General features: G+C 51.5%; 16 protein-coding genes. 15 read left to right on the top strand and 1 reads right to left on the bottom strand.

Going from position 1 to position 19,503, the window contains the following annotated elements:
- The 14 genes from rfbC (at window position 1) to ACO0LB_RS00665 (ending at window position 16,483) form a co-directional block, all read left to right on the top strand.
- Window positions 1-546: a dTDP-4-dehydrorhamnose 3,5-epimerase gene (gene rfbC / locus ACO0LB_RS00730; protein ID WP_423045505.1), complete on the top strand. Its 546-nt coding sequence runs from the start codon at window positions 1-3 to the stop codon at window positions 544-546.
- Window positions 543-1,451, top strand: a complete 909-nt coding sequence (rfbD, locus tag ACO0LB_RS00725; protein WP_423045503.1) for a dTDP-4-dehydrorhamnose reductase — start codon at window positions 543-545, stop codon at window positions 1,449-1,451. The genes rfbC and rfbD overlap by 4 nt, the downstream gene beginning before the upstream one ends.
- Window positions 1,452-2,744, top strand: a complete 1,293-nt coding sequence (locus tag ACO0LB_RS00720) for a flippase (RefSeq protein ID WP_423045501.1) — start codon at window positions 1,452-1,454, stop codon at window positions 2,742-2,744.
- A 164-nt stretch (window positions 2,745-2,908) separates the two neighbouring features.
- Complete coding sequence (locus ACO0LB_RS00715) at window positions 2,909-3,700, top strand: hypothetical protein (protein WP_423045499.1); 792 nt, start codon at window positions 2,909-2,911, stop codon at window positions 3,698-3,700.
- A gap of 5 nt (window positions 3,701-3,705) precedes the next feature.
- Window positions 3,706-4,671 (top strand): UDP-glucose 4-epimerase family protein, encoded by a 966-nt coding sequence (locus tag ACO0LB_RS00710; RefSeq protein ID WP_423045497.1) that lies wholly within the window; start codon window positions 3,706-3,708, stop codon window positions 4,669-4,671.
- Window positions 4,664-5,227, top strand: a complete 564-nt coding sequence (locus tag ACO0LB_RS00705) for a sugar transferase (RefSeq protein WP_423045495.1) — start codon at window positions 4,664-4,666, stop codon at window positions 5,225-5,227. The genes ACO0LB_RS00710 and ACO0LB_RS00705 overlap by 8 nt, the downstream gene beginning before the upstream one ends.
- A 14-nt stretch (window positions 5,228-5,241) precedes the next feature.
- Window positions 5,242-7,179 (top strand): polysaccharide biosynthesis protein, encoded by a 1,938-nt coding sequence (locus tag ACO0LB_RS00700; protein WP_423045493.1) that lies wholly within the window; start codon window positions 5,242-5,244, stop codon window positions 7,177-7,179.
- Window positions 7,145-7,387 carry a hypothetical protein gene (locus ACO0LB_RS00695; RefSeq protein WP_423045491.1) on the top strand — a complete coding sequence of 81 codons (243 nt, stop codon included), beginning with the start codon at window positions 7,145-7,147 and terminating at the stop codon, window positions 7,385-7,387. Before ACO0LB_RS00700 ends, ACO0LB_RS00695 begins: the two co-directional genes overlap by 35 nt.
- 62 nt (window positions 7,388-7,449) lie before the next feature.
- Window positions 7,450-8,826 carry a phosphomannomutase/phosphoglucomutase gene (locus tag ACO0LB_RS00690; RefSeq protein WP_423045490.1) on the top strand — a complete coding sequence of 459 codons (1,377 nt, stop codon included), beginning with the start codon at window positions 7,450-7,452 and terminating at the stop codon, window positions 8,824-8,826.
- A gap of 417 nt (window positions 8,827-9,243) precedes the next feature.
- Window positions 9,244-10,239 (top strand): lipopolysaccharide heptosyltransferase I, encoded by a 996-nt coding sequence (waaC, locus tag ACO0LB_RS00685; protein WP_423045488.1) that lies wholly within the window; start codon window positions 9,244-9,246, stop codon window positions 10,237-10,239.
- 191 nt (window positions 10,240-10,430) lie between these two features.
- Complete coding sequence (locus tag ACO0LB_RS00680; RefSeq protein WP_423045486.1) at window positions 10,431-11,420, top strand: glycosyltransferase family 2 protein; 990 nt, start codon at window positions 10,431-10,433, stop codon at window positions 11,418-11,420.
- 40 nt (window positions 11,421-11,460) lie between these two features.
- Window positions 11,461-12,360 carry a DMT family transporter gene (locus tag ACO0LB_RS00675; RefSeq protein ID WP_423045484.1) on the top strand — a complete coding sequence of 300 codons (900 nt, stop codon included), beginning with the start codon at window positions 11,461-11,463 and terminating at the stop codon, window positions 12,358-12,360.
- 4 nt (window positions 12,361-12,364) lie between these two features.
- A complete protein-coding gene (waaA, locus tag ACO0LB_RS00670) occupies window positions 12,365-13,642 on the top strand; it encodes a lipid IV(A) 3-deoxy-D-manno-octulosonic acid transferase (protein ID WP_423045483.1) in 1,278 nt (425 codons plus the stop codon).
- Window positions 13,643-13,981: 339 nt separating this feature from the next.
- Complete coding sequence (locus ACO0LB_RS00665; protein ID WP_423045481.1) at window positions 13,982-16,483, top strand: adenosylcobalamin-dependent ribonucleoside-diphosphate reductase; 2,502 nt, start codon at window positions 13,982-13,984, stop codon at window positions 16,481-16,483.
- 215 nt (window positions 16,484-16,698) lie between these two features.
- On the opposite strand, the gene ACO0LB_RS00660 is transcribed toward ACO0LB_RS00665, so the two are convergent.
- Entirely contained in the window at window positions 16,699-18,435 is a 1,737-nt protein-coding gene (locus ACO0LB_RS00660) for a DUF4214 domain-containing protein (RefSeq protein ID WP_423045479.1), read from the bottom strand.
- Window positions 18,436-18,879: 444 nt separating this feature from the next.
- Between ACO0LB_RS00660 and ACO0LB_RS00655 the strand changes: the two genes are divergently transcribed.
- Window positions 18,880-19,485 (top strand): hypothetical protein, encoded by a 606-nt coding sequence (locus ACO0LB_RS00655; protein ID WP_423045477.1) that lies wholly within the window; start codon window positions 18,880-18,882, stop codon window positions 19,483-19,485.
- The last annotated feature ends 18 nt before the right edge of the window (window positions 19,486-19,503 follow it).

Raw genomic sequence — 19,503 nt, 5'->3', positions numbered from 1 at the left:
ATGAACGTCATTCCCAGCAGTTTGCCAGAAGTCCTGATTTTAGAACCGAAAGTATTTGGTGATGAGCGCGGCTTTTTCTTTGAAAGTTTTAACGCAAACACCTTTGCCACTCTGACCGGACTGCAAGTCAATTTTGTCCAGGATAATCACTCACTCTCGGCGCAGAATGTCCTGCGCGGCCTGCATTACCAAATCCGGCAGCCACAAGGAAAACTCGTGCGGGTTATCTCAGGTGAGGTGTTTGATGTCGCTGTCGATTTACGCCGTAGTTCACCGCATTTTGGTCAGTGGACAGGCGTTGTCCTGTCTGCAGAAAACAAGCGCCAGCTCTGGATACCACCAGGCTTTGCGCATGGGTTTGTGGTCACGAGTGACAAAGCAGAATTTCTGTACAAAACAACCGATTACTGGGCGCCAGAACATGAGCGTTGCCTGCAATGGAATGATCCGGCAATCGGCATAGAATGGCCATTGACAACGACACCAGCGCTGTCGGCCAAAGATCAGCTCGGAAAATTACTAGCAGACGCTGAGGTTTTTGCATGAAAATTCTGCTCACGGGTGTCACCGGGCAGCTTGGTCATCACTTGCAGCGGCAGCTGGGCCAGCAACACGAGATCATCGCGCCGCAAAGAACAACGCTGGATCTTGCCGACACCGACAACATCAGGGAGTTTGTCCGGGCAACACAACCGCAGCTGATCATTCATCCGGCGGCTTATACTGCCGTCGATAAAGCCGAAACTGACGCAGCACTGGCACATCAGATCAACGCGGTTGCTCCCGGTATCTTGGCAAATGAAGCGAAAAAATTGGGAATTGGCCTGATTCACTACTCCACAGATTATGTGTTTGACGGAACGCTGCGCAATACCGATGGCAGTCTGAGTGCGTATCGTGAATCTGATCGTGTCAACCCATTGAATGTCTATGGCAAGACCAAGCTGGCGGGCGAGCAGGCGATCATAGCCAGTGGCTGTGAGTACCTGATATTCCGTACCAGTTGGGTGTATTCCCTGTTCGGCAAAAATTTTCTGCTGACCATGCTACGACTCGCCAAAGAAAGAGACGCATTACGAGTTGTCAATGATCAATGGGGCGCACCGACATCCGCGGGTTGGCTCAGTGACGCAACCAGTCAGATTGTCAAACAACTGACCAGCAGCACCGATGCCGCGCATTGGTGGAAGCAACATACAGGGATTTATCACATGACAACGGCTGGTCATACCAGTTGGTGTGGTTTTACCGAGGAAATCCTGCGTCTGGCACAGGAACACGGGCTACTGGAACGCATTCCAGGCCTCACGGGCATCCCTTCCAGCGAATATCCGACACCGGCCGCACGTCCGGTCAACTCCCGTCTGGATATAGGTTTGTTGGAGCAACACTTTGGTATATCAACGCCGTCGTGGCAAACAGCCCTCGCGCGCTGCCTCTCTGAACACTGAATGTCACTGAAACATAATACGCTCTGGAACCTGGGGGGCAGCCTATTACCGCTGCTGGCAGCAGCGGCCTTCATTCCTTATTGTCTGCGACAACTGGGGAATGAAGCTTTTGGTGTACTGACACTGATCTGGGGGCTGATTGGCTATTTCAGCCTGTTTGATTTTGGTGTCGGCCGCGCACTGACGTATGGCCTGAGCAAGCTGCGTGCTGAAGGCGATCAGCAAGGTATCGGGCAAATCCTGCAATCTGGCCTGTTACTCACCGCTCTCACTGGTGCGGCTGGCACCGCTCTGATGCTGGGCCTTGCACCATTGCTGGCACATCAATGGCTGAAAATCAGTCTGCCCTGGCAAAACGACGCACAGCTGGCGTTTCAGATTGCTGCGCTGGGTGTGGTTCCCACCGCCATTACCAGCGGCCTGCGTGGAGCAATGGAAGGGCTGGAAAAATTTGCGGCATCGAATCTGAATAAAATTTTTCTCGGATTGTGCATGTTCACGCTGCCTGCCATCTCCATCTACCTGCACGGTAATAGTCTCTGGCATATCGCTCTGTATCTTGCATTGGCGCGCCTGCTGGTGGTATTGATCGGTGCGGCACAATTACGTCAGCATTTGTTCCGCAGCAGTCATACCAGCACCCGATTACTGACACCCATGCGCGGCCTGATGTCGTATGGATTCTGGCTGACAGTGTCCGGCATCATTAGTCCGCTGATGGTCTTCGGCGATCGCTTTTTTATCAGTTCCCTGCTTGGTGCCAGCCAGTTATCTGCCTATACGATTCCACAGGAAGGACTGATGCGGATGCTGATTGTTCCTGCGGCAATCTGCGGTGCATTGATGCCAATGCTGTCCGGCATGCAAGTACAACGCCAGATAGAGCAACTGTATCGTCAGCAATATAAAAAACTGATGCTGATCATGCTGGTTCTGTGTTCGGTAGCGGCCGTGGTTGCCTATCCGGGCCTGCGCTACTGGCTGTCTGCCGATTTTGCGCGGCAGGCATTACCAATTACGCTGATTTTAGTGATCGGCAGCTTTGCCAATGGCGTCGCCCAGTTACCCTACACCATGCTGCAGGCAAGAGGAAAGCCAAAACTGACGGCGCAATTCCATTTGCTGGAACTGGTAGTTTATATCGCAGTACTGATTTTTCTTGCACAGACATTTGGTCTGATCGGCGCTGCGCTGGCGTGGACGTTCCGTGTCACACTCGACTGGCTATTACTGCATATCGCAGCACAGCGCCTGTTACGTCATCCGCTTCAGCCAGAGGTACAGTCTGGCTGATGGATAATTCATAAAAAAGGGCAGACTCCGCTTACAATGATGTCCGGGACGCATTACGCTGCAATCTGATGACTAATGGTTTTCAGTGTTTCGTGATCAAAATACTATTAGCTGAACCAACTTAGTTGAACCACTACAGGAAAAACACGGATGGAGATGTACGCATGATCCATGTAGCCATCGTCAGTCATGGCCATGAAAATCTACTGATATCCAGCCAGCTGGGAGGCTTGCAAGAAAAAGAAGATGATTTTCACATCTGGATCAAAGATAACCAGCCTTCTGCCAGCCTGAAAGCCTATTGCTTGCGGCAAGGGGTGTCCTATACTGATGCGTCTCCGGGTCTGGGGTTTGGTGAAAACAATAATTTCATCTTTGATCTGATCAGCAATAGTGTGGGTTTCCGGAATGGCGATATGTTCATTGTCATGAATCCCGACATTACGATCACGCCGGACACCATTCGCAATATGGTGCGCCAGATGCGTGATGATCGCTGTGCGCTCGCTACCCTCAACCTGTTCCGTGATACTGAATGTCTGCACATCGACGCCAACATCCGTCGTTTTCCTGATGCCTATTCGATGTTACGCATGTTGTTTGAGCGCTCATTGTCGCAACCGTATAACAAAACACAGATGCATGAGCCCTGCTATGTCGACTGGGCATCCGGTGCCTTTCTGGCATTTGACGCCGAGCATTACAAAGCCTTGCAAGGGTTTGACAGTCGCTATTTTATGTATTTTGAAGATGTGGACATTTGCTACCGTTCACGCCAGTTGCTGGGAAAAGGCGTCCGCTATTATCCAGCGCTCAAAGCCACACATACCGCAGCGCATAAAAACCGCAACCTGATCTCGCGCCATGCGCTCTGGTTTTTCCGCAGTTTTGTGAAATTCCTGTCGTTGCGCTACTTTGTGTATGACCGTCGGCGTTCCACTGCCACCTCCAGATAATGGACATGAATCAACGTATTTTATTAACCGGTGCCAGCGGTTTTGTCGGACAGGCATTGGCCAAACACCTATTACAGCAATCGATCAATCTGGTTTGCCCCACTCGCCGACTACTGTCGTGGCAATCAGAGACGATGTTCAATCCAGTGATGGGTGATTTAAATGCGACGACGGATTGGTCAGCCTGGCTGACTGATGTGGATGCGGTGGTTCATTGCGCAGCACGAGTGCATGTCATGCAAGAATCGGCCGCTGATCCACTAAGCCTGTTTCGTCAGATCAATGTCGATGCCAGCCTGCGTCTGGCACAGCAAGCGGCAGCGGCTGGCGTGCGACGATTTATTTTTCTCAGTTCGGTCAAAGTGAATGGCGAAGCGACAGCGCCCGGCCATCCGTTTCGAGAATCCGACATGGCAGCCCCTCAAGACCCGTATGGCATGTCCAAGCTGGAAGCAGAGACTGCCTTGCTGGCGCTGGGACGCAGTACCGGTATGGCAGTCACCATCATCCGGCCACCGCTGATTTACGGTCCGGGTGTAAAGGCGAATTTCCTGAGCATGATGCGATGGGTACAAAAAGGGATTCCTTTGCCGCTGGGCAGCATTCATAATCAACGCAGCTTTGTTTATCTCGATAACCTGCTCAGTCTGATTTCTTGTTGCCTGCAACATCCCGGTGCCGCGCAGGAAGTATTTCTGGTTTCTGATGGACAGGATGTATCGACCACGGAATTGCTGCAACATTGCGCCACCGCATTGCAAGTCCCGTCTCGTTTGTTGCCAGTACCCGCCACACTGCTGAATCTGGCTGCACGCCTGCTGGGACGTCAATCCATTGCCGACCGCTTGTGTGGCTCTTTGCAGGTGGATATCAGCAAGGCTCACAGGCTGCTGGGCTGGACACCACCGTACACTGTTGATCAGGGGCTGCGCGCCACTGCTATTACTCTTTCTTCTTCCTCTCATGTTTAAACGAATTATTGATCTCTGCCTTGCCATCGTTGCAGGTCTGATCCTGTTATTGCCACTCATGATCGTAGCCATTGCCGTCAAGCTGACATCACGTGGCCCTGCTGTGTATTGGTCGGATCGTGTTGGTCGCCAGAATGTCATTTTCAAGATGCCGAAGTTCCGCAGCATGCGTGTGGACACACCGGCAGTGGCTACGCATTTATTAACCAACCCGGATCAATATCTGACACCGATAGGCTCATTTCTCAGAAAATCCAGTCTCGATGAATTGCCACAACTCTGGAGTATTCTGGTGGGTGACATGAGTTTTGTAGGGCCGCGTCCGGCGCTCTATAACCAGCACGATCTGATTGCCCTGCGCACCGAAAAGCAGGTACATACCCTGATGCCTGGGCTGACAGGCTGGGCGCAGATACATGGCCGTGACGAGTTGCCGATTCCTGCCAAGGTGGATCTGGATGCCTACTACCAGCAGCATCAATCCTTGTGGCTGGATATCCGGATTTTGTGGATGACTTTTTTCAAAGTCATCCGCCGTGATGGCATTACCCACTGACAGTGAGCGCAACCATGATGCAATCCCTGCTGACCCTGCCTCGCCTGCATAAACAGGCACTGGCCGCCGTGATGGATGCGGTCTGTTTGCCACTGACATTTATCCTGGCGATATGGCTGCGTTATGACACTTTTAACAGCAGCCTGTTCCAGCACTACTTCTGGCTGATCATCTCGGTGCCGCTGATTTCGGTGCCGGTGTTTATCCGTATCGGACTATACCGGGCGGTTATCCGTTTTATCGATCAGAAAATTATCAGTGTCGTCGCCATCGGCGTGACCAGTTCGGTACTGTTGCTGGCGTTTATCAGCGTCATGCTGCATATCACACCTCTGTCACGCGCTATCTTTGTATTTTTCTGGGCAGGTTCGATTCTGTATGTCGGCGCCAGCCGCTTCCTCGCCAGAGCCTGGCTGTTGCAAGCGGATATGGCGGAAGATGCGACCCGTATCGCCATCTATGGCGCGGGCAAAGCAGGCGCGCAACTGGCAACCGCGCTCCGCTCTGGCGGTGAATCTGTCTGTGTTGCATTTGTCGATGACAATCCACATGTGCAAGGCTCTACCATCGGTGGTATCAAGGTATTTTCTCCCGACCAGTTGGCAGCGCTGACACAGCGGCATGATATTCGTGAAATTTTGCTAGCCATGCCATCGATCAGCAAAACGCGGCAAAAGCAGATACTCGATCAGCTGGAACCCTTCAAGCTGAAAATCAAAGTCACACCATCAATACAAAGTCTGGTGAACGGTGAACTGCGCGTGCAGGACATCCGCGAAGTCGAGATCGAAGATCTGCTGGGACGTGATCAGGTATCTCCTGATGCTCGCCTGCTGTCGGTCTGCATCACGGGCAAACATGTGCTGGTAACGGGTGCAGGTGGCTCCATCGGCTCAGAACTATGCCGCCAGATTCTACGCCAGCGCCCCGCCAAACTGATACTGCTGGAAATGTCGGAATACAATCTGTATGCCATCGAACAAGAGCTATCGGGCCTGCGCGGGCAACTGAATCTGGATATCGAGATTCTGCCATTTCTGGGTTCAGTCCTCGATACCAACAAGCTGAAAAAGATTTTTGCCAGTTGCGCCGTTGATAGTGTTTATCATGCCGCCGCCTATAAACATGTGCCGCTGGTCGAGCATAATCCTATCGAAGGCATCCGTAATAATGTGTTTGGCACCTTGTCCGTGGCCGAAGCCGCCATGGCGGCGCAGGTCAGAAATTTTGTCCTGATCTCTACCGACAAAGCCGTGCGCCCCACCAATGTGATGGGAGCCAGCAAACGGCTGGCAGAACTGATCCTGCAGGCATGCTCGCGGCGTCAGCAACACACGCGTTTTTGCATGGTGCGTTTTGGCAACGTATTAGGCTCTTCCGGTTCGGTGGTTCCTTTGTTTCGCAAGCAGATTATGGCTGGCGGCCCTATCACGCTGACGCACCCTGAAATCACACGCTATTTCATGACCATTCCAGAAGCCGCGCAACTGGTCTTGCAAGCAGGTGCGATGGGCGAAGGGGGCGATGTGTTTGTGCTGGATATGGGCGAACCGGTACGCATCATCGATCTGGCCAAGCGCATGGTGCACCTGAGCGGGCTAGAAATCAAATCCGATGCGACACCGGAGGGAACGATAGAAATTCATCATGTCGGCTTGCGTCCCGGCGAAAAACTCTACGAAGAATTATTGATCGGCGACAACGTGGAAGGCACTACGCACCCGCTGATCATGCGTGCACAGGAGAGCGAACTGCCATGGGAACAATTACAACGCCTGCTACAAGAAATGCAAGCGGCATGCACGGCATTTGATTATGAGCAAATTCGCGCTTTACTCCTGCAAATAGTGGCAGAATACGAGCCACAGTGCGGCATCGAAGATTTAATCTGGCAGGCGCAGGCAAGAGATACCGGCCTTGCTTCTGCGACACGCACGTCCGCCACACCATAGACAACGCATCACCAGCAGAAATGAACTGATCGCCATTCAACAACAGCCTCATAAACCACCGGGCGATACAAGCAATGATGCAGCAACGCTAAAGCAGGCAGGATGGAATGAGGAGAACACCATCAGTACAAAGCACAATATGTGTAAGGCCGGCAATACAGTGATGACAGAAACGATGAAATTAGCGACGAAACAGGCGATGACATAATTACCGATCACAGATTACCGAACCATCATCCATAACCGATTTTTTTATTTACTTCTTTGACTATGTCTCTACTCTCTCCCAGTATTTTTAAAGCTTACGATATCCGCGGCATCATCGGTAAAACGCTGGATGCCGATGTCGCTTACCAGATCGGACAGGCATTCGGCAGCGCCGCGCTGGCCAAGGATGAAAAGACTGTCGTGATTGGCCGTGATGGCAGATTGTCAGGCCCTGAGCTGATCGCCGCGCTGGCGAAAGGTCTGCAATCGACCGGTGTCAATGTGATTGATCTTGGCGTGGTGGTCACACCGATGGTGTATTACGGCACCAACGTACTCGGTGCCGCATCCGGCATCATGGTGACAGGCAGCCATAACCCCCCCGATTACAACGGTTTTAAAATGGTGCTGGCCGGTGAAGCTATCTACGGCGAAGCAATTCAGTCTTTGTATCAACGAATCCTGAATAAAGAATTTCTGACTGGTAACGGCGAGTACCGTACGCACGATATCAAGCAAGACTATTTGCAACGCATTATCGGCGACGTCAAACTGGCTCGTCCGCTGAAAATCGCGGTCGATTGCGGCAATGGTGTGGCGGGGGCATTTGCCGCCGATCTGTACCGCGGTATGGGTTGTGAAGTAACGGAATTATTCTGCGAAGTCGATGGCACTTTCCCTAACCATCACCCCGATCCGGCACATCCGGAAAACCTGCAAGACTTAATTCGTTGCCTGCAAAACGGCGATGCAGAAATCGGTCTGGCATTTGATGGCGATGGTGATCGTCTTGGTGTGGTGACCAAAGATGGTCAGATTATTTATCCCGATCGTCAACTGATGTTATTTGCCGAAGACGTGCTGACACGCAATCCGGGTGCGCAGATTTTGTACGACGTCAAATGCACGCGACATATTTCGGCATGGGTCAAGGCGCGTGGCGGCGTACCGTTGATGTGGAAAACCGGACACTCGCTGGTCAAAGCCAAACTACGCGAAACCGGCTCACCACTCGGTGGCGAAATGAGTGGTCACGTCTTCTTCAAAGACCGCTGGTATGGCTTTGACGATGGCCTGTATGCTGGCGCGCGCTTGCTGGAAATTCTCAGCCGTGTCGCTGATATGACCGCCACACTGAACAATCTGCCGCAATCAGCATCGACACCAGAACTGCAATTGCCACTGGCAGAAGGTGAAAACTTCAAGATCATCGCGGCAATGCAAGCCAATGCCAATTTTCCGGGTGCCGATGAAATCATCACCATCGATGGCCTGCGGGTAGAGTATCCGGATGGCTTCGGACTGGCGCGCTCGTCTAACACCACGCCTGTGATTGTGATGCGCTTTGAGGCAGAAACGCCGGAAGCACTGACACGGATACAGACAGCGCTCGGACAAGCCATTCTGGCAGTCAAACCAGATGCGGTATTACCGTTTTAATAGTGTCGTTTAATAGTGTGTTAATAGTGTGTTAATAGTGTGTTTAATATTGCCGTTTAATATTGTCACTTGAAGCAACGCAGGACTAATGCAACACCGCCTCGGCGGCATGATGGCGACTCGTTATGCAAACCTGACAAGGTTGCCTTCGTCTCCCTGATGTCGTCGGGAATTCAGACAGCATGTTGTCTGCTGACGTAGCGGGTTTTCCTTGCAAGAGAAGTTCCCTGAACACCAGAAGCTATGTTGCTCGCCGGAACAATTTTGCATCAGTCCTGTAATTGCACCATTTAGCACCATTGTTGATGTTTTTTATACTCCCCCTAGTATATTCAGAGCGCCTTATATTCTCTTGATGATAGCGCGATTCATTGAAATTACCGAGGGAGTATGCCCTACAACTGAGTATTGTCCAGCGTGAAAATCCTGCTTGTCCGCGTTTCTTCGATGGGTGATGTGCTGCATAACATGCCCATCGTCAATGATTTATTGCGTCAGTTTCCCGATGCCAGTATCGACTGGGTCGTGGAAGAAGCCTATGTGCATCTGGTGCGCCTGCATCCCGGTGTGCGCCGCATTATCCCGTTCGCCCTGCGGCGTTGGCGCAAAACCCTGCGTACGGCAACGACAAGGCAGGAAATCCGCCATTTTTACCAGCAGTTGCGGCAGGACGAGTACGACCTGATACTTGATACACAAGGCTTGTTAAAAACCGGCATCATCATGGGAATGGCGCGACGTAGCGCGACCGGAAAAAAATGGGGATTAGCCAACGGTACCGAAGGTTCTGGTTACGAAGGAATTTCACGGCTGTTTCATGACGTCAGCCTGCCTGTGGACAAACGTACCCATGCCGTTCTGCGCGGCAGACTGGTTGCAGCAGCAGCGGGGGGCTACAGCATCAACAGCCCCGCCAGCTTTGGCCTGCAAACCCCGACGGGTCAACCAGCGTGGTTACCTTCTCAAGACTATGCCGTGTTTTTTCATGGCACGGCAGGGGCAGCAAAAAAATGGGACCGAGCTCACTGGATTGCAATTGCCAAAACATTAGCAAGCTATGCCTTGCCGATTTTGCTGCCGTGGGGCAATGCAACTGAAAAAGCAGAAGCCGAAGCAATGGCAGCGCAAATTCCAGAGGCGCGGGTCTTGCCTGCCTTGCCCATGCATGAGGCGATTATTCTGGCACAAGCCGCTCGCCTGGCGATTGGCGTGGATACTGGCTTAACGCATATAGCCGCAGCATACGAAACACCAACCATTGAGATTTATTGCGCCTCACCGCGCTGGAAAACAGAAGGTAACTGGTCGGACAACATCATCAATCTCGGCGATAATGGCCAACCGGCCAGTGTGGATGAGGTCAATCAAGCGATCCATACACTGCTTCTTGCAACAAAAAGCCGGCATGCCTGAGGACATCACCATGAATGCTCATGAATACCCATTGATACGGATTGGAACTATATGGCGTGCTGCACACAGTTACCATCATTCCTGATCGTATCAAAAAATGTATCTTGACCCTGTGGCGATGAAGTACAGACCTGACTCACTGACGCCACCATCATCGCCACAACAATTGCACCAACCATCATAACAACCGCATGCCAGCCACGTCCTTTGCTCATTACCCTAAAGTCAGCGTCGTCATCGTCAATTGGAACGGCGGAGACTTACTCACACGTTGCGTTGCCGATTTGTCGTTGCAAACACTGCCACCACACGAAGTCATCATCGTTGATAACGCCAGCAGCGACGGATCTGCTCAGGCAGTTGGCAAACAATTTCCCCATGTCAGAGTGATTGAAGCAGGTAGCAATCTTGGTTTTGCGGCAGGCAATAATCTGGCCGTCAGGATGGCATCACCGGATAGTCGCTGGATCGCCCTGCTGAATCCCGATGCGTTTCCCGAACCGACGTGGCTGCAAGCACTGGTCGAAGCCGCGATACAGCAGCCGGAATTTGCCATCTTTGGCAGTTGTCTGGTCGATGCCAATACCCGCAATCTGCTGGATGGCACCGGTGACGTGTACCACATCAGCGGTCTGGTCTGGCGCGAGGCACATGGCCAGCCGATCACGCCAGAGCATCAGCAACGCAAAGAAATTTTTTCTACCTGTGCCGCCGCCGGACTATACCGGCGCGATGTATTCGATGCGCTGGGCGGCTTCGATGAAGATTATTTTTGCTATGTCGAAGACATTGATCTCGGATTTCGCTATCAGCTGCTCGGACATCGCTGTCTGTATGTGCCGACATCCATCGTTTACCATGTCGGCTCGGCACTGACAGGCAAACGCAGCGATTTCTGCGTCTACTACGGACACCGGAATCTGGTCTGGACGTTTGTCAAAGACATGCCGGGACTGTTGTTCTGGCTGATGCTGCCGCTGCATTTGTTGTTGAATCTGGTGACAATCGCCTATTTCATCAAAGAAGGTCAGGGAAAAGTCATTCTCAAGGCCAAACGAGATGCGCTGCTGGGCTTACCCGGTGCATGGCGTAAACGACAACAGATTCAGTCGCAGCGACGCGCTTCTCTGTCTGATATCTGGCGCCTGCTGAACAAGAATCTTAGCCGCAGCAAGAATTAAGGTATATTCCTGCTTCTTTAAAATTTCACGCCGGCCACCCATGCATAGCAGAAAAAGTCTTGATAGTTTTGCCATTAGCCTGATGATTATTCTCTGCATCTGCTGGGGATTACAGCAGGTGGCAGTCAAGCTGGCGGCTCCGGCCATTCATTCCACCGTGCAGCTAGGGCTGCGTTCCGGATTGGCGGCAATACTGGTTCTGTTATTGATTCTGGTCAGAAAAACCCCGTTCACGCTGCGTGACAAACATTTGCTACCTGGTCTGCTGGCAGGCGTGTTGTTCGCACTGGAATTTTTAGCTATTTCTGCAGCCCTGAATTACACCTCGGCATCGCATGTTTCGGTGTTTCTATATACGGCACCGATTTTCACGGTACTCGGCTTGCACGTACTGATTCCGGCAGAACGCCTGCAACGCAGCCAGTGGACAGGTATTTTATCGGCATTCGTCGGCGTCGCACTGGCATTTTCCGGCGCATTCGCGGCGAATCAACACGACATGGCCGACATGCTGATCGGCGACGCTCTGGCGGTGCTGGCGGCCATATTATGGGCAGCGACGACCATCACCATCCGCAAATCAAACCTTTCCGAAGCAGCCCCTGCCACTACCTTGTTCTACCAGTTGGCGGTTGCCGCCATCATCCTGCTGGCGATTGCTGCCGGGCGCGGTGAGCCATTACTCACTGACTGGACACCTGTGGCCTGGATCAGCATGCTGTTCCAGACTGTCGTTGTCGCATTTGCCAGTTATCTGGCATGGTTCTGGCTTATGCGACGCTATCTGGCATCACGTCTGTCGGTATTTTCGTTTCTGACACCGCTGTTCGGTGTGGCCGCAGGCGTGATTCTGATGCATGATCCTATCAGCCTGCGCTTTGCACTGGGGGCAATGCTGGTGCTGGCGGGTATTGTTCTGGTGAATTTCCGTAAAGCCTAAATTAATGCGTCTTCTTTATTCATTTGTCTGGGGTTTGTCGCTGCCACTGGTACTGCTGCGCTTATGGCTGCGCGGTCGGCAAGAACCCGGTTATCGCCAGCACATTACCGAGCGACTGGGCTTTTATCCCACATACAAGCCCGCACCAACACTGTGGGTACATGCCGTGTCTGCCGGTGAAACCCGTGCCGCAGAACCTTTAATACGCGCCCTGCTGGAATGTTACCCGGATCACCAGCTAGTACTCACTCACATGACAGCCACTGGGCGGGAAACCGGTAGCAAGTTATTTGCCGATATCAGCTCCCGTGTCACACAGGCGTTTCTGCCTTACGACATCAATTGGATGATACGACGCTTCCTGCGCCACTTTTCGCCCAGAATCTGCATTCTGATCGAAACAGAAGTCTGGCCGAATCTGATTGCGCAATGCCAGCAATATGATATTCCTGTCAGTCTCGTGAATGCCCGGCTATCAGAAAAATCCTTAAAAAAAGCACATCAACTCGCAGCGCTGATTTTGCCCGCAGCGCGTGCTATCCGTTGCGTCGCGGCACAATCCACGCCGGATGCCCAGCGCCTGACGCAATTAGGGATCAGCGCACCGGGCATCACCGGCAATATGAAATTTGACGTCACTCCACCACCACTGATGGCCGAACGCGGCGCGGCGCTGCGTCTGGGATTTGGGCAACGTTCCGTCATCTTGTGTGCCAGTACCCGCGATGGCGAAGAAGAGCTGATCCTCAACGCTTGGGAGAAACATGCTCTGCGGCAATCGGAACATGCGCCCTTGCTGGTGATCACACCGCGCCATCCACAGCGCTTTGATCAGGTTGCAGCATTACTGGAAGCCCGCAACATCCGCTATCTGCGCCGATCAAGCTTGCTACAAACGCCAGACCTGGCAACTGATGTACAGGTGTTACTCGGTGACAGTATGGGTGAAATGTACATGTATTATGCGGCAGCGGATGTGGCTTTTGTCGGCGGCAGTCTGGTGCCATTGGGAGGGCACAATCTGATCGAAGCCTGCGCCATGGGGCGTGCTGTTCTGACCGGTACTCATACGTTCAATTTTTCTGAAATCACGGATCAAGCCATTCTGGCGGGTGCAGCACAACGCATAACAGATGCCGATGATCTGATGCAGCAATTCCTGATGCTTCTGAATGACGAAATCCAAAGAAAACGCATGGGGCAACATGCGTATGATTTCTTTCTGCGACATCAGGGGGCAACACTACGCACCATGGCGATGCTGGAGCCACTCCTGAAGTAACTCAGTTGCCAACCAGATACTACTCTTGTAAGAACAACCCTTGCTGTGTCTGCATAGCCAATACACTTCACTTGTCAGTGCGTCATTGTCAGCAGCCCACCATCAGCACAATTCGTCAGCACTGCTCATTCACTGCGCCAGGTAACATGCATGACCGACGTCTCTGATGGACTTCAGTCACAGTCAAAAACAGTAACGCAGCAATAGCGCTACAATCAGTTCCAGGCATGTGCGGGAGTCTTGAGACGGCTCAAGGCAAACTGTCCGCCCATCACTATAATGGCATACCTCCGCAATTTCTCTGCTTGCCCTCTCCTACTTTTACCGAAAAAGCCGATAATGAATGCTCACGACCACCTCCCAGGAATCACCGACATGGCTCCACAGGAAATTTCTCTCGACGTCTTGCTCGAAAAATATGCCAAAGGGGATGAAGCCACCATTCACGATGTTCAGGCGCGTGTCGCCAAGGCCTTGGCCAGCGTAGAAAAAGCGGACAGCCAGGCTTATTACGAAGAAAAATTTTTGTGGGCGCAAAAAAATGGTTTCGTTCCCGCAGGCCGTATCAACTCCGCCGCCGGCATGGATTTGCACGCCACGCTGATTAATTGCTTCGTACAACCAGTAGGAGACTCTGTTTCCAGCGCAACAGATGGCAAACCCGGCATCTATGCAGCGCTGGCAGATGCTGCTGAAACCATGCGTCGCGGTGGTGGTGTCGGCTATGATTTTTCGACGATACGTCCCAAAGATGCGATCGTGCGCGGCACCCGCTCACGCGCCTCTGGTCCGGTATCGTTCATGCAAGTATTCAATGCCTCTTGTTCCACTGTCGAATCTGCCGGTGCCCGGCGCGGCGCGCAGATGGGCGTGTTACGCGGCGATCATCCTGACATTCTGGAATTTATCCGCTCCAAAGATCAGGGCGGGCTCACTAATTTTAATATTTCCATCGGCGTCACCGATGAACTGATGCAGGCAGTGGCAAACGATGGTGATTTTTGCCTGGTGCATAAAGCAGAGCCCAGCGAAGACCGCAAAGCCGCAGGAGCCTATCAGCGCGAAGACGGGCTATGGGTCTACGAGACGATGCGCGCCCGGGATTTGTGGGACGTGGTCATGAAATCGACCTACGACCATGCAGAACCCGGCATTTTATTTCTGTCGCGCATGAATGCAGAAAACAATCTGTATTATTGCGAAAAAATCGAGGCGACGAATCCCTGTGCCGAGCAACCGCTACCCGATTATGGTTGCTGCTGCCTTGGCTCCATCAACCTGACCCGATTTGTCAAAGCGCCTTTCAGTGAACGCTCTAGCTTTGATTTTGAGGCATTTGAAGCTGTTGTGACTGTGGCTACCCGTATGCTGGACAATGTCCTTGACGCAACGGCCTGGCCGCTCGAGCAACAGCAAAAAGAAGCCATGTCAAAACGCCGTGTTGGTCTTGGTTTTCTCGGACTCGGCAGCACCCTCGTCATGCTGGGTATTCGTTACGATTCTGAGGCGGGTCGCACATTTGCGGCCAAAGTGTCAGAGGTCATGCGAGATACGGCCTACCTGGCATCAACCGATCTGGCAAAGGAAAAAGGCGCATTTCCATTATTTGACAGCAAACAATATTTGTCCGGAGTTTTTGCTCAACGTCTGCCTAAACAAGTGCGCAATGCGATCAGCAAGCATGGTCTGCGCAACTCGCATCTGCTGTCGATTGCCCCAACCGGCACTATTACACTGGCATTTGCCGATAATGCATCAAATGGTATCGAACCCGCTTTTTCCTGGGTCTATAACCGTAAAAAACGCATGGCAGCTGGCGATGCCCGCATCTATGAAGTCGCTGATCATGCATGGCGCCTGTATCGCGCCATGGGCAATGATGTATCGGATGACCAGAAGTTGCCCACACAGTTTGTGACAGCGCTGAATATGTCGGCCAACGATCACATGCAAATGCTGGAAGTCGTGCAGCCATTCATTGATTCTGCGATCTCTAAAACCGTGAATGTACCGGCCGACTATCCCTACGAAGATTTCCAGAATCTGTACATGGACGCATGGCGTGCCGGACTCAAGGGGCTTGCTACTTACAGACCTAACAGTATTTTGGGCAGCGTCTTATCGGTAGCAGAAGCTGCACCTGCTGCACCCGCTGCATCTGAGCCACGTCAGATACCAGACGATGATTTACTGCGCAAACAGTTCGATGGCAGACCTTTTGGCGATCTTGAATCCGTCACATCCAAAGTACAGTACATGACCTATGAAGGCAAAAAGACGGTCTATCTGACTGTCAGCTTTATTCATGTACAGGGCATGGTCGGAGGGGAACGCGTCACCATTGAACGTCCATTTGAATTCTTCATGCCCGCAGGCCAGAAAAATGATGGTCAACAATGGATTTCCGCCAGCATGCGTCTGCTGTCGATGGCAGCCCGTTCTGGTGGCTCGATTGCCAAAGCCTTGGCGGATATGCGTGAAGTTGTCTGGGATAAAGGCACGGTACGCTGCGGCATGATTACCAAAGACGACGGGTCGCAGGCACCGCTGTTCCATGAGTCTGAAGTAGCGGCCATCGGTTATTCGTTGCAACGCATACTGATGAAGCGTGGCTATCTCGATGCTTCTGGCAATCAGATTCCGGTACATGTGCTGGCAGAAAAATTTAAATCCCGCATTCAACAGTATGGTCTGGACGATCTGGCCTATGAGCAAGAAACAACGCCGATCAATTACGTTGCGACTGGTAAAAAATGTCCGGATTGCGGAGCCCACGCGCTACAAAAAATAGATGGTTGCAGTCGTTGCGTATCCTGCGGTTATGTCGGTGCCTGCGGTTAAATCAACGTCATGCCATGATTGTGTGATCATTTTTTTGACTGCAAAGGTGCTCACTGAATCGTCTGCGCATGATGTAGCGATTCAGCAATCAAGCACACATTAAGCGAGCACATCATTCATTGATCAGATCAAAAGCGCAGTAGCAATACTGCGCTTTTTTTATGACTGAACTCCTCTTACTACAGGCTTCGTCATACGTGCAATCGACGTTTTATTTATAAAAAATTCGTCGTATCAAATCCTACCAGGCTCAGATTGTTGACGTTCTTCAGTGTGCCAACCAGAGTCACTTCGTCTGCGGTGATGGCGGTGACATCATTCTGGTTGATCACATACCAGATACTCGCATCACCAATAATATCGGCCGTAATCACGACCATCTTGCTGGCGACTGTTGGCGCGGCAAATGGCAACGCTGGGCCAAACAAGGCGGCAATTTTTGTCGCATTCATGGCGTTTCCCTGCACTGTCAACACATCACCATTTGCCCATACTTTGGGAACGATACTGTTGGCATTCACGGCAGCAATTTTTGTTGTTCCGGTTTTATTCAGAAAGGCAGAGAGATTCAGAACATCACCACCTTTACCGATCGTAAAATTATTAATGGTGTCATTGCCATTGTTGTCCGGCGTATTACTGAAGATATAGGTGTCCACACCTGCACCACCAGTCATCGTGTCATTACCTTTTCCGCCTTCAAATACATTCGGATAGGCAGAGCCAGTCAGCACATTGGCAGCATCATCTCCTTTCATACTAGTGGTAATCGTTACCTTGGCGCCACCCGTCGTGGTAGTGGTGGGCAATGGCCCTATGCTGCTGAAATCCACATGATTGACCTGCGACAAACTACCGCTAAGGAGGCTGATACTTTTACCACCAAGCAGGAGTTGATCGGTACTCAGGTCCACTGACATGGCACTGGTCAATGCACCAACACCGCTCAATACCTGATTTAGTTCTTTCATCGGAATATCAAGAAATGCAATTTGCAAATCAGATTTGATCGCATTCGTAACATTGGCGGCTTTGCCGCTGGTGAACACCGTGTTATCCAGCGTCACTGTAAGATTACTGATGTTGTTGATACTCGCGTTTGCAGTCGCCGCGCCAATAAGAGAGAGTGTTGCCGTGGTATCCGACGTTTTGGTCAGCGACGCGGTCAGACCGGTCGGAACATTGGTGATTTTGCCCAGACTGGCGCCCACGATACCTTTGTAGGTGTCACCAGTCAGGGTCAACACCACAGTATTGGCAATACTGCCATCGTTGATCTGACTCTCACTGAACTGGGTCGCTGAATACGCAATATTTGCCACGACCGGAGCCACATCCGCCGCGGCAGCCGCTTTGACAATCAGTTGCTCCATCCCTGTCGGTGCCGCAGCAACTTCCGCTGTCGTGGGCATGCGACCAACCAAGGTGGAATAAATCAGGCTAGCGTTGACTTTGGTCGCCGCTGACACGGTAAATTCCGGTAATTGAGCAAACTGATTAAGAACTTCTCCTCTGGACATACCGTTATTCATTTGTTGCACCCAATAATCTCGACCAGCTGCATCTGGCGTACGGTTCAACACATTTTGATAAACTAAATCCAGATATTGAGCATTGCTGGTACTACTTCCATATTTTTTGACGAATTCATCAGACTGAGAAAATATCTGAGCAATTTGTGTAGTAGAAACACCATTTCTCTGGACACCAAGCCAGAACAAAAAACCATCAATATCGGAAATCCGGTTAAATGCAGCAAAATACAGTCGAAGTATTTGCTCTGCCGATTTATCATACTCAGGCGCCGTCAAAAAAGTGTATTCCATCCCAGCGCGCGTGAGCAAACCCGAATCCAGTCTTGCTGCATAGGTATCAATCGTCGTCTGGTCGGGCTGACGGGACCAAAGCACCTGATATAAGCCCGTGATAAATTCTTTGTTTGTTTTTGCCATGAATTCCCCCTAAGGGAGTCAAACTAAATCGTTATAAAAAAAGATGCAAGGATACACATTCGCTGCGTTCCATTCGCTAAATACATTAACGGCAAGCAAGAATATAAATGAAGTCCCACAGAAATTGAACGATACAATTGAGCGAGACATTTCAGCGGCGCAAGCACGGTATATCAGCATGATCGCATAGCAGTATCGCTGAAAACACACGTGATGTATCGCCACATTAACACTGGAAACACCCGTCAATTTGACGTCTGCCCATGAGCAAGGCATGATGTCAAAAGAACATACTGACGTTCATGCTGGCGACTTCTGCTAATCTGCCTGCCAATGTCTGATCTATCGCCGCAAATGTCAGTCACTTGTATTCCCTGCTGCAAGGAGACGTTGACACCCACTCGAAACGTTTCGTCATTTACTTTTTTAACTTCATACCTGGCCATGACTATCTTTGTTTTATTCCCCACCCAAACCGAAGCCAGCCTGTTTCAGCGTGAAGATGTGCAGACATTGGTATCCGGCGTTGGACTGACTGCAACGGCAGCAGCGACACTCCGCGTTATTTATCAGCATCGGCCTTCTATAATGATTCTGGCGGGAATTGCCGGTGTGTATCCTGATACCCCGTTTTCGATTGGCGATGTCATGATGGTGGAAAGTGAAGTCGAGGGAGACTTGGGATTTTTTACGCCGACCGGATTTATTCACCTGGCCCATCTACCTCTGGAGATGGAGTTTGAACGTCGCCACACGCTGGTCTGCCCACATATTCCGGAGAAGCTACCGCTCGCACGTGGTCGCAGTATGTCGCTCAATGCGGCAATGGCACCTTTTGTCGACACCTCCAGCGTTGATATAGAAAATATGGAAGGTGCGGCGTTTTTCCATGTATGCCAGCAAGAGCAACAGGCATTTCTGGAATTACGCGCTATCTCGAATATCGTCAGACCAGGCAATGATGAATGGGATATGCAAACATCGGTGCAAGCCATGACAGAGGGGCTTCATATATTAATCGACCATCTGCAGGCAACCAGTTCAACATGACATACCTTGGTCATCTGA

The sequence above is a fragment of the Undibacterium sp. SXout7W genome, from assembly GCF_049339385.1.
In the GTDB taxonomy this organism is placed as follows: domain Bacteria; phylum Pseudomonadota; class Gammaproteobacteria; order Burkholderiales; family Burkholderiaceae_D; genus Undibacterium.
This window is presented reverse-complemented; position numbering and strand designations above follow the sequence as displayed.

What these genes read in the sequence shown, in the direction of transcription:
- rfbC (WP_423045505.1), top strand. Translation starts at nt 1, where the DNA reads ATGAACGTCATTCCCAGCAGTTTGCCAGAAGTCCTGATTTTAGAACCG.
- rfbD (WP_423045503.1), top strand. Translation starts at nt 543, where the DNA reads ATGAAAATTCTGCTCACGGGTGTCACCGGGCAGCTTGGTCATCACTTG.
- ACO0LB_RS00720 (WP_423045501.1), top strand. Translation starts at nt 1,452, where the DNA reads ATGTCACTGAAACATAATACGCTCTGGAACCTGGGGGGCAGCCTATTA.
- ACO0LB_RS00715 (WP_423045499.1), top strand. Translation starts at nt 2,909, where the DNA reads ATGATCCATGTAGCCATCGTCAGTCATGGCCATGAAAATCTACTGATA.
- ACO0LB_RS00710 (WP_423045497.1), top strand. Translation starts at nt 3,706, where the DNA reads ATGAATCAACGTATTTTATTAACCGGTGCCAGCGGTTTTGTCGGACAG.
- ACO0LB_RS00705 (WP_423045495.1), top strand. Translation starts at nt 4,664, where the DNA reads ATGTTTAAACGAATTATTGATCTCTGCCTTGCCATCGTTGCAGGTCTG.
- ACO0LB_RS00700 (WP_423045493.1), top strand. Translation starts at nt 5,242, where the DNA reads ATGATGCAATCCCTGCTGACCCTGCCTCGCCTGCATAAACAGGCACTG.
- ACO0LB_RS00690 (WP_423045490.1), top strand. Translation starts at nt 7,450, where the DNA reads ATGTCTCTACTCTCTCCCAGTATTTTTAAAGCTTACGATATCCGCGGC.
- ACO0LB_RS00680 (WP_423045486.1), top strand. Translation starts at nt 10,431, where the DNA reads ATGCCAGCCACGTCCTTTGCTCATTACCCTAAAGTCAGCGTCGTCATC.
- ACO0LB_RS00675 (WP_423045484.1), top strand. Translation starts at nt 11,461, where the DNA reads ATGCATAGCAGAAAAAGTCTTGATAGTTTTGCCATTAGCCTGATGATT.
- waaA (WP_423045483.1), top strand. Translation starts at nt 12,365, where the DNA reads ATGCGTCTTCTTTATTCATTTGTCTGGGGTTTGTCGCTGCCACTGGTA.
- ACO0LB_RS00665 (WP_423045481.1), top strand. Translation starts at nt 13,982, where the DNA reads ATGAATGCTCACGACCACCTCCCAGGAATCACCGACATGGCTCCACAG.
- ACO0LB_RS00660 (WP_423045479.1), bottom strand. Translation starts at nt 18,435, where the DNA reads ATGGCAAAAACAAACAAAGAATTTATCACGGGCTTATATCAGGTGCTT.
- ACO0LB_RS00655 (WP_423045477.1), top strand. Translation starts at nt 18,880, where the DNA reads ATGACTATCTTTGTTTTATTCCCCACCCAAACCGAAGCCAGCCTGTTT.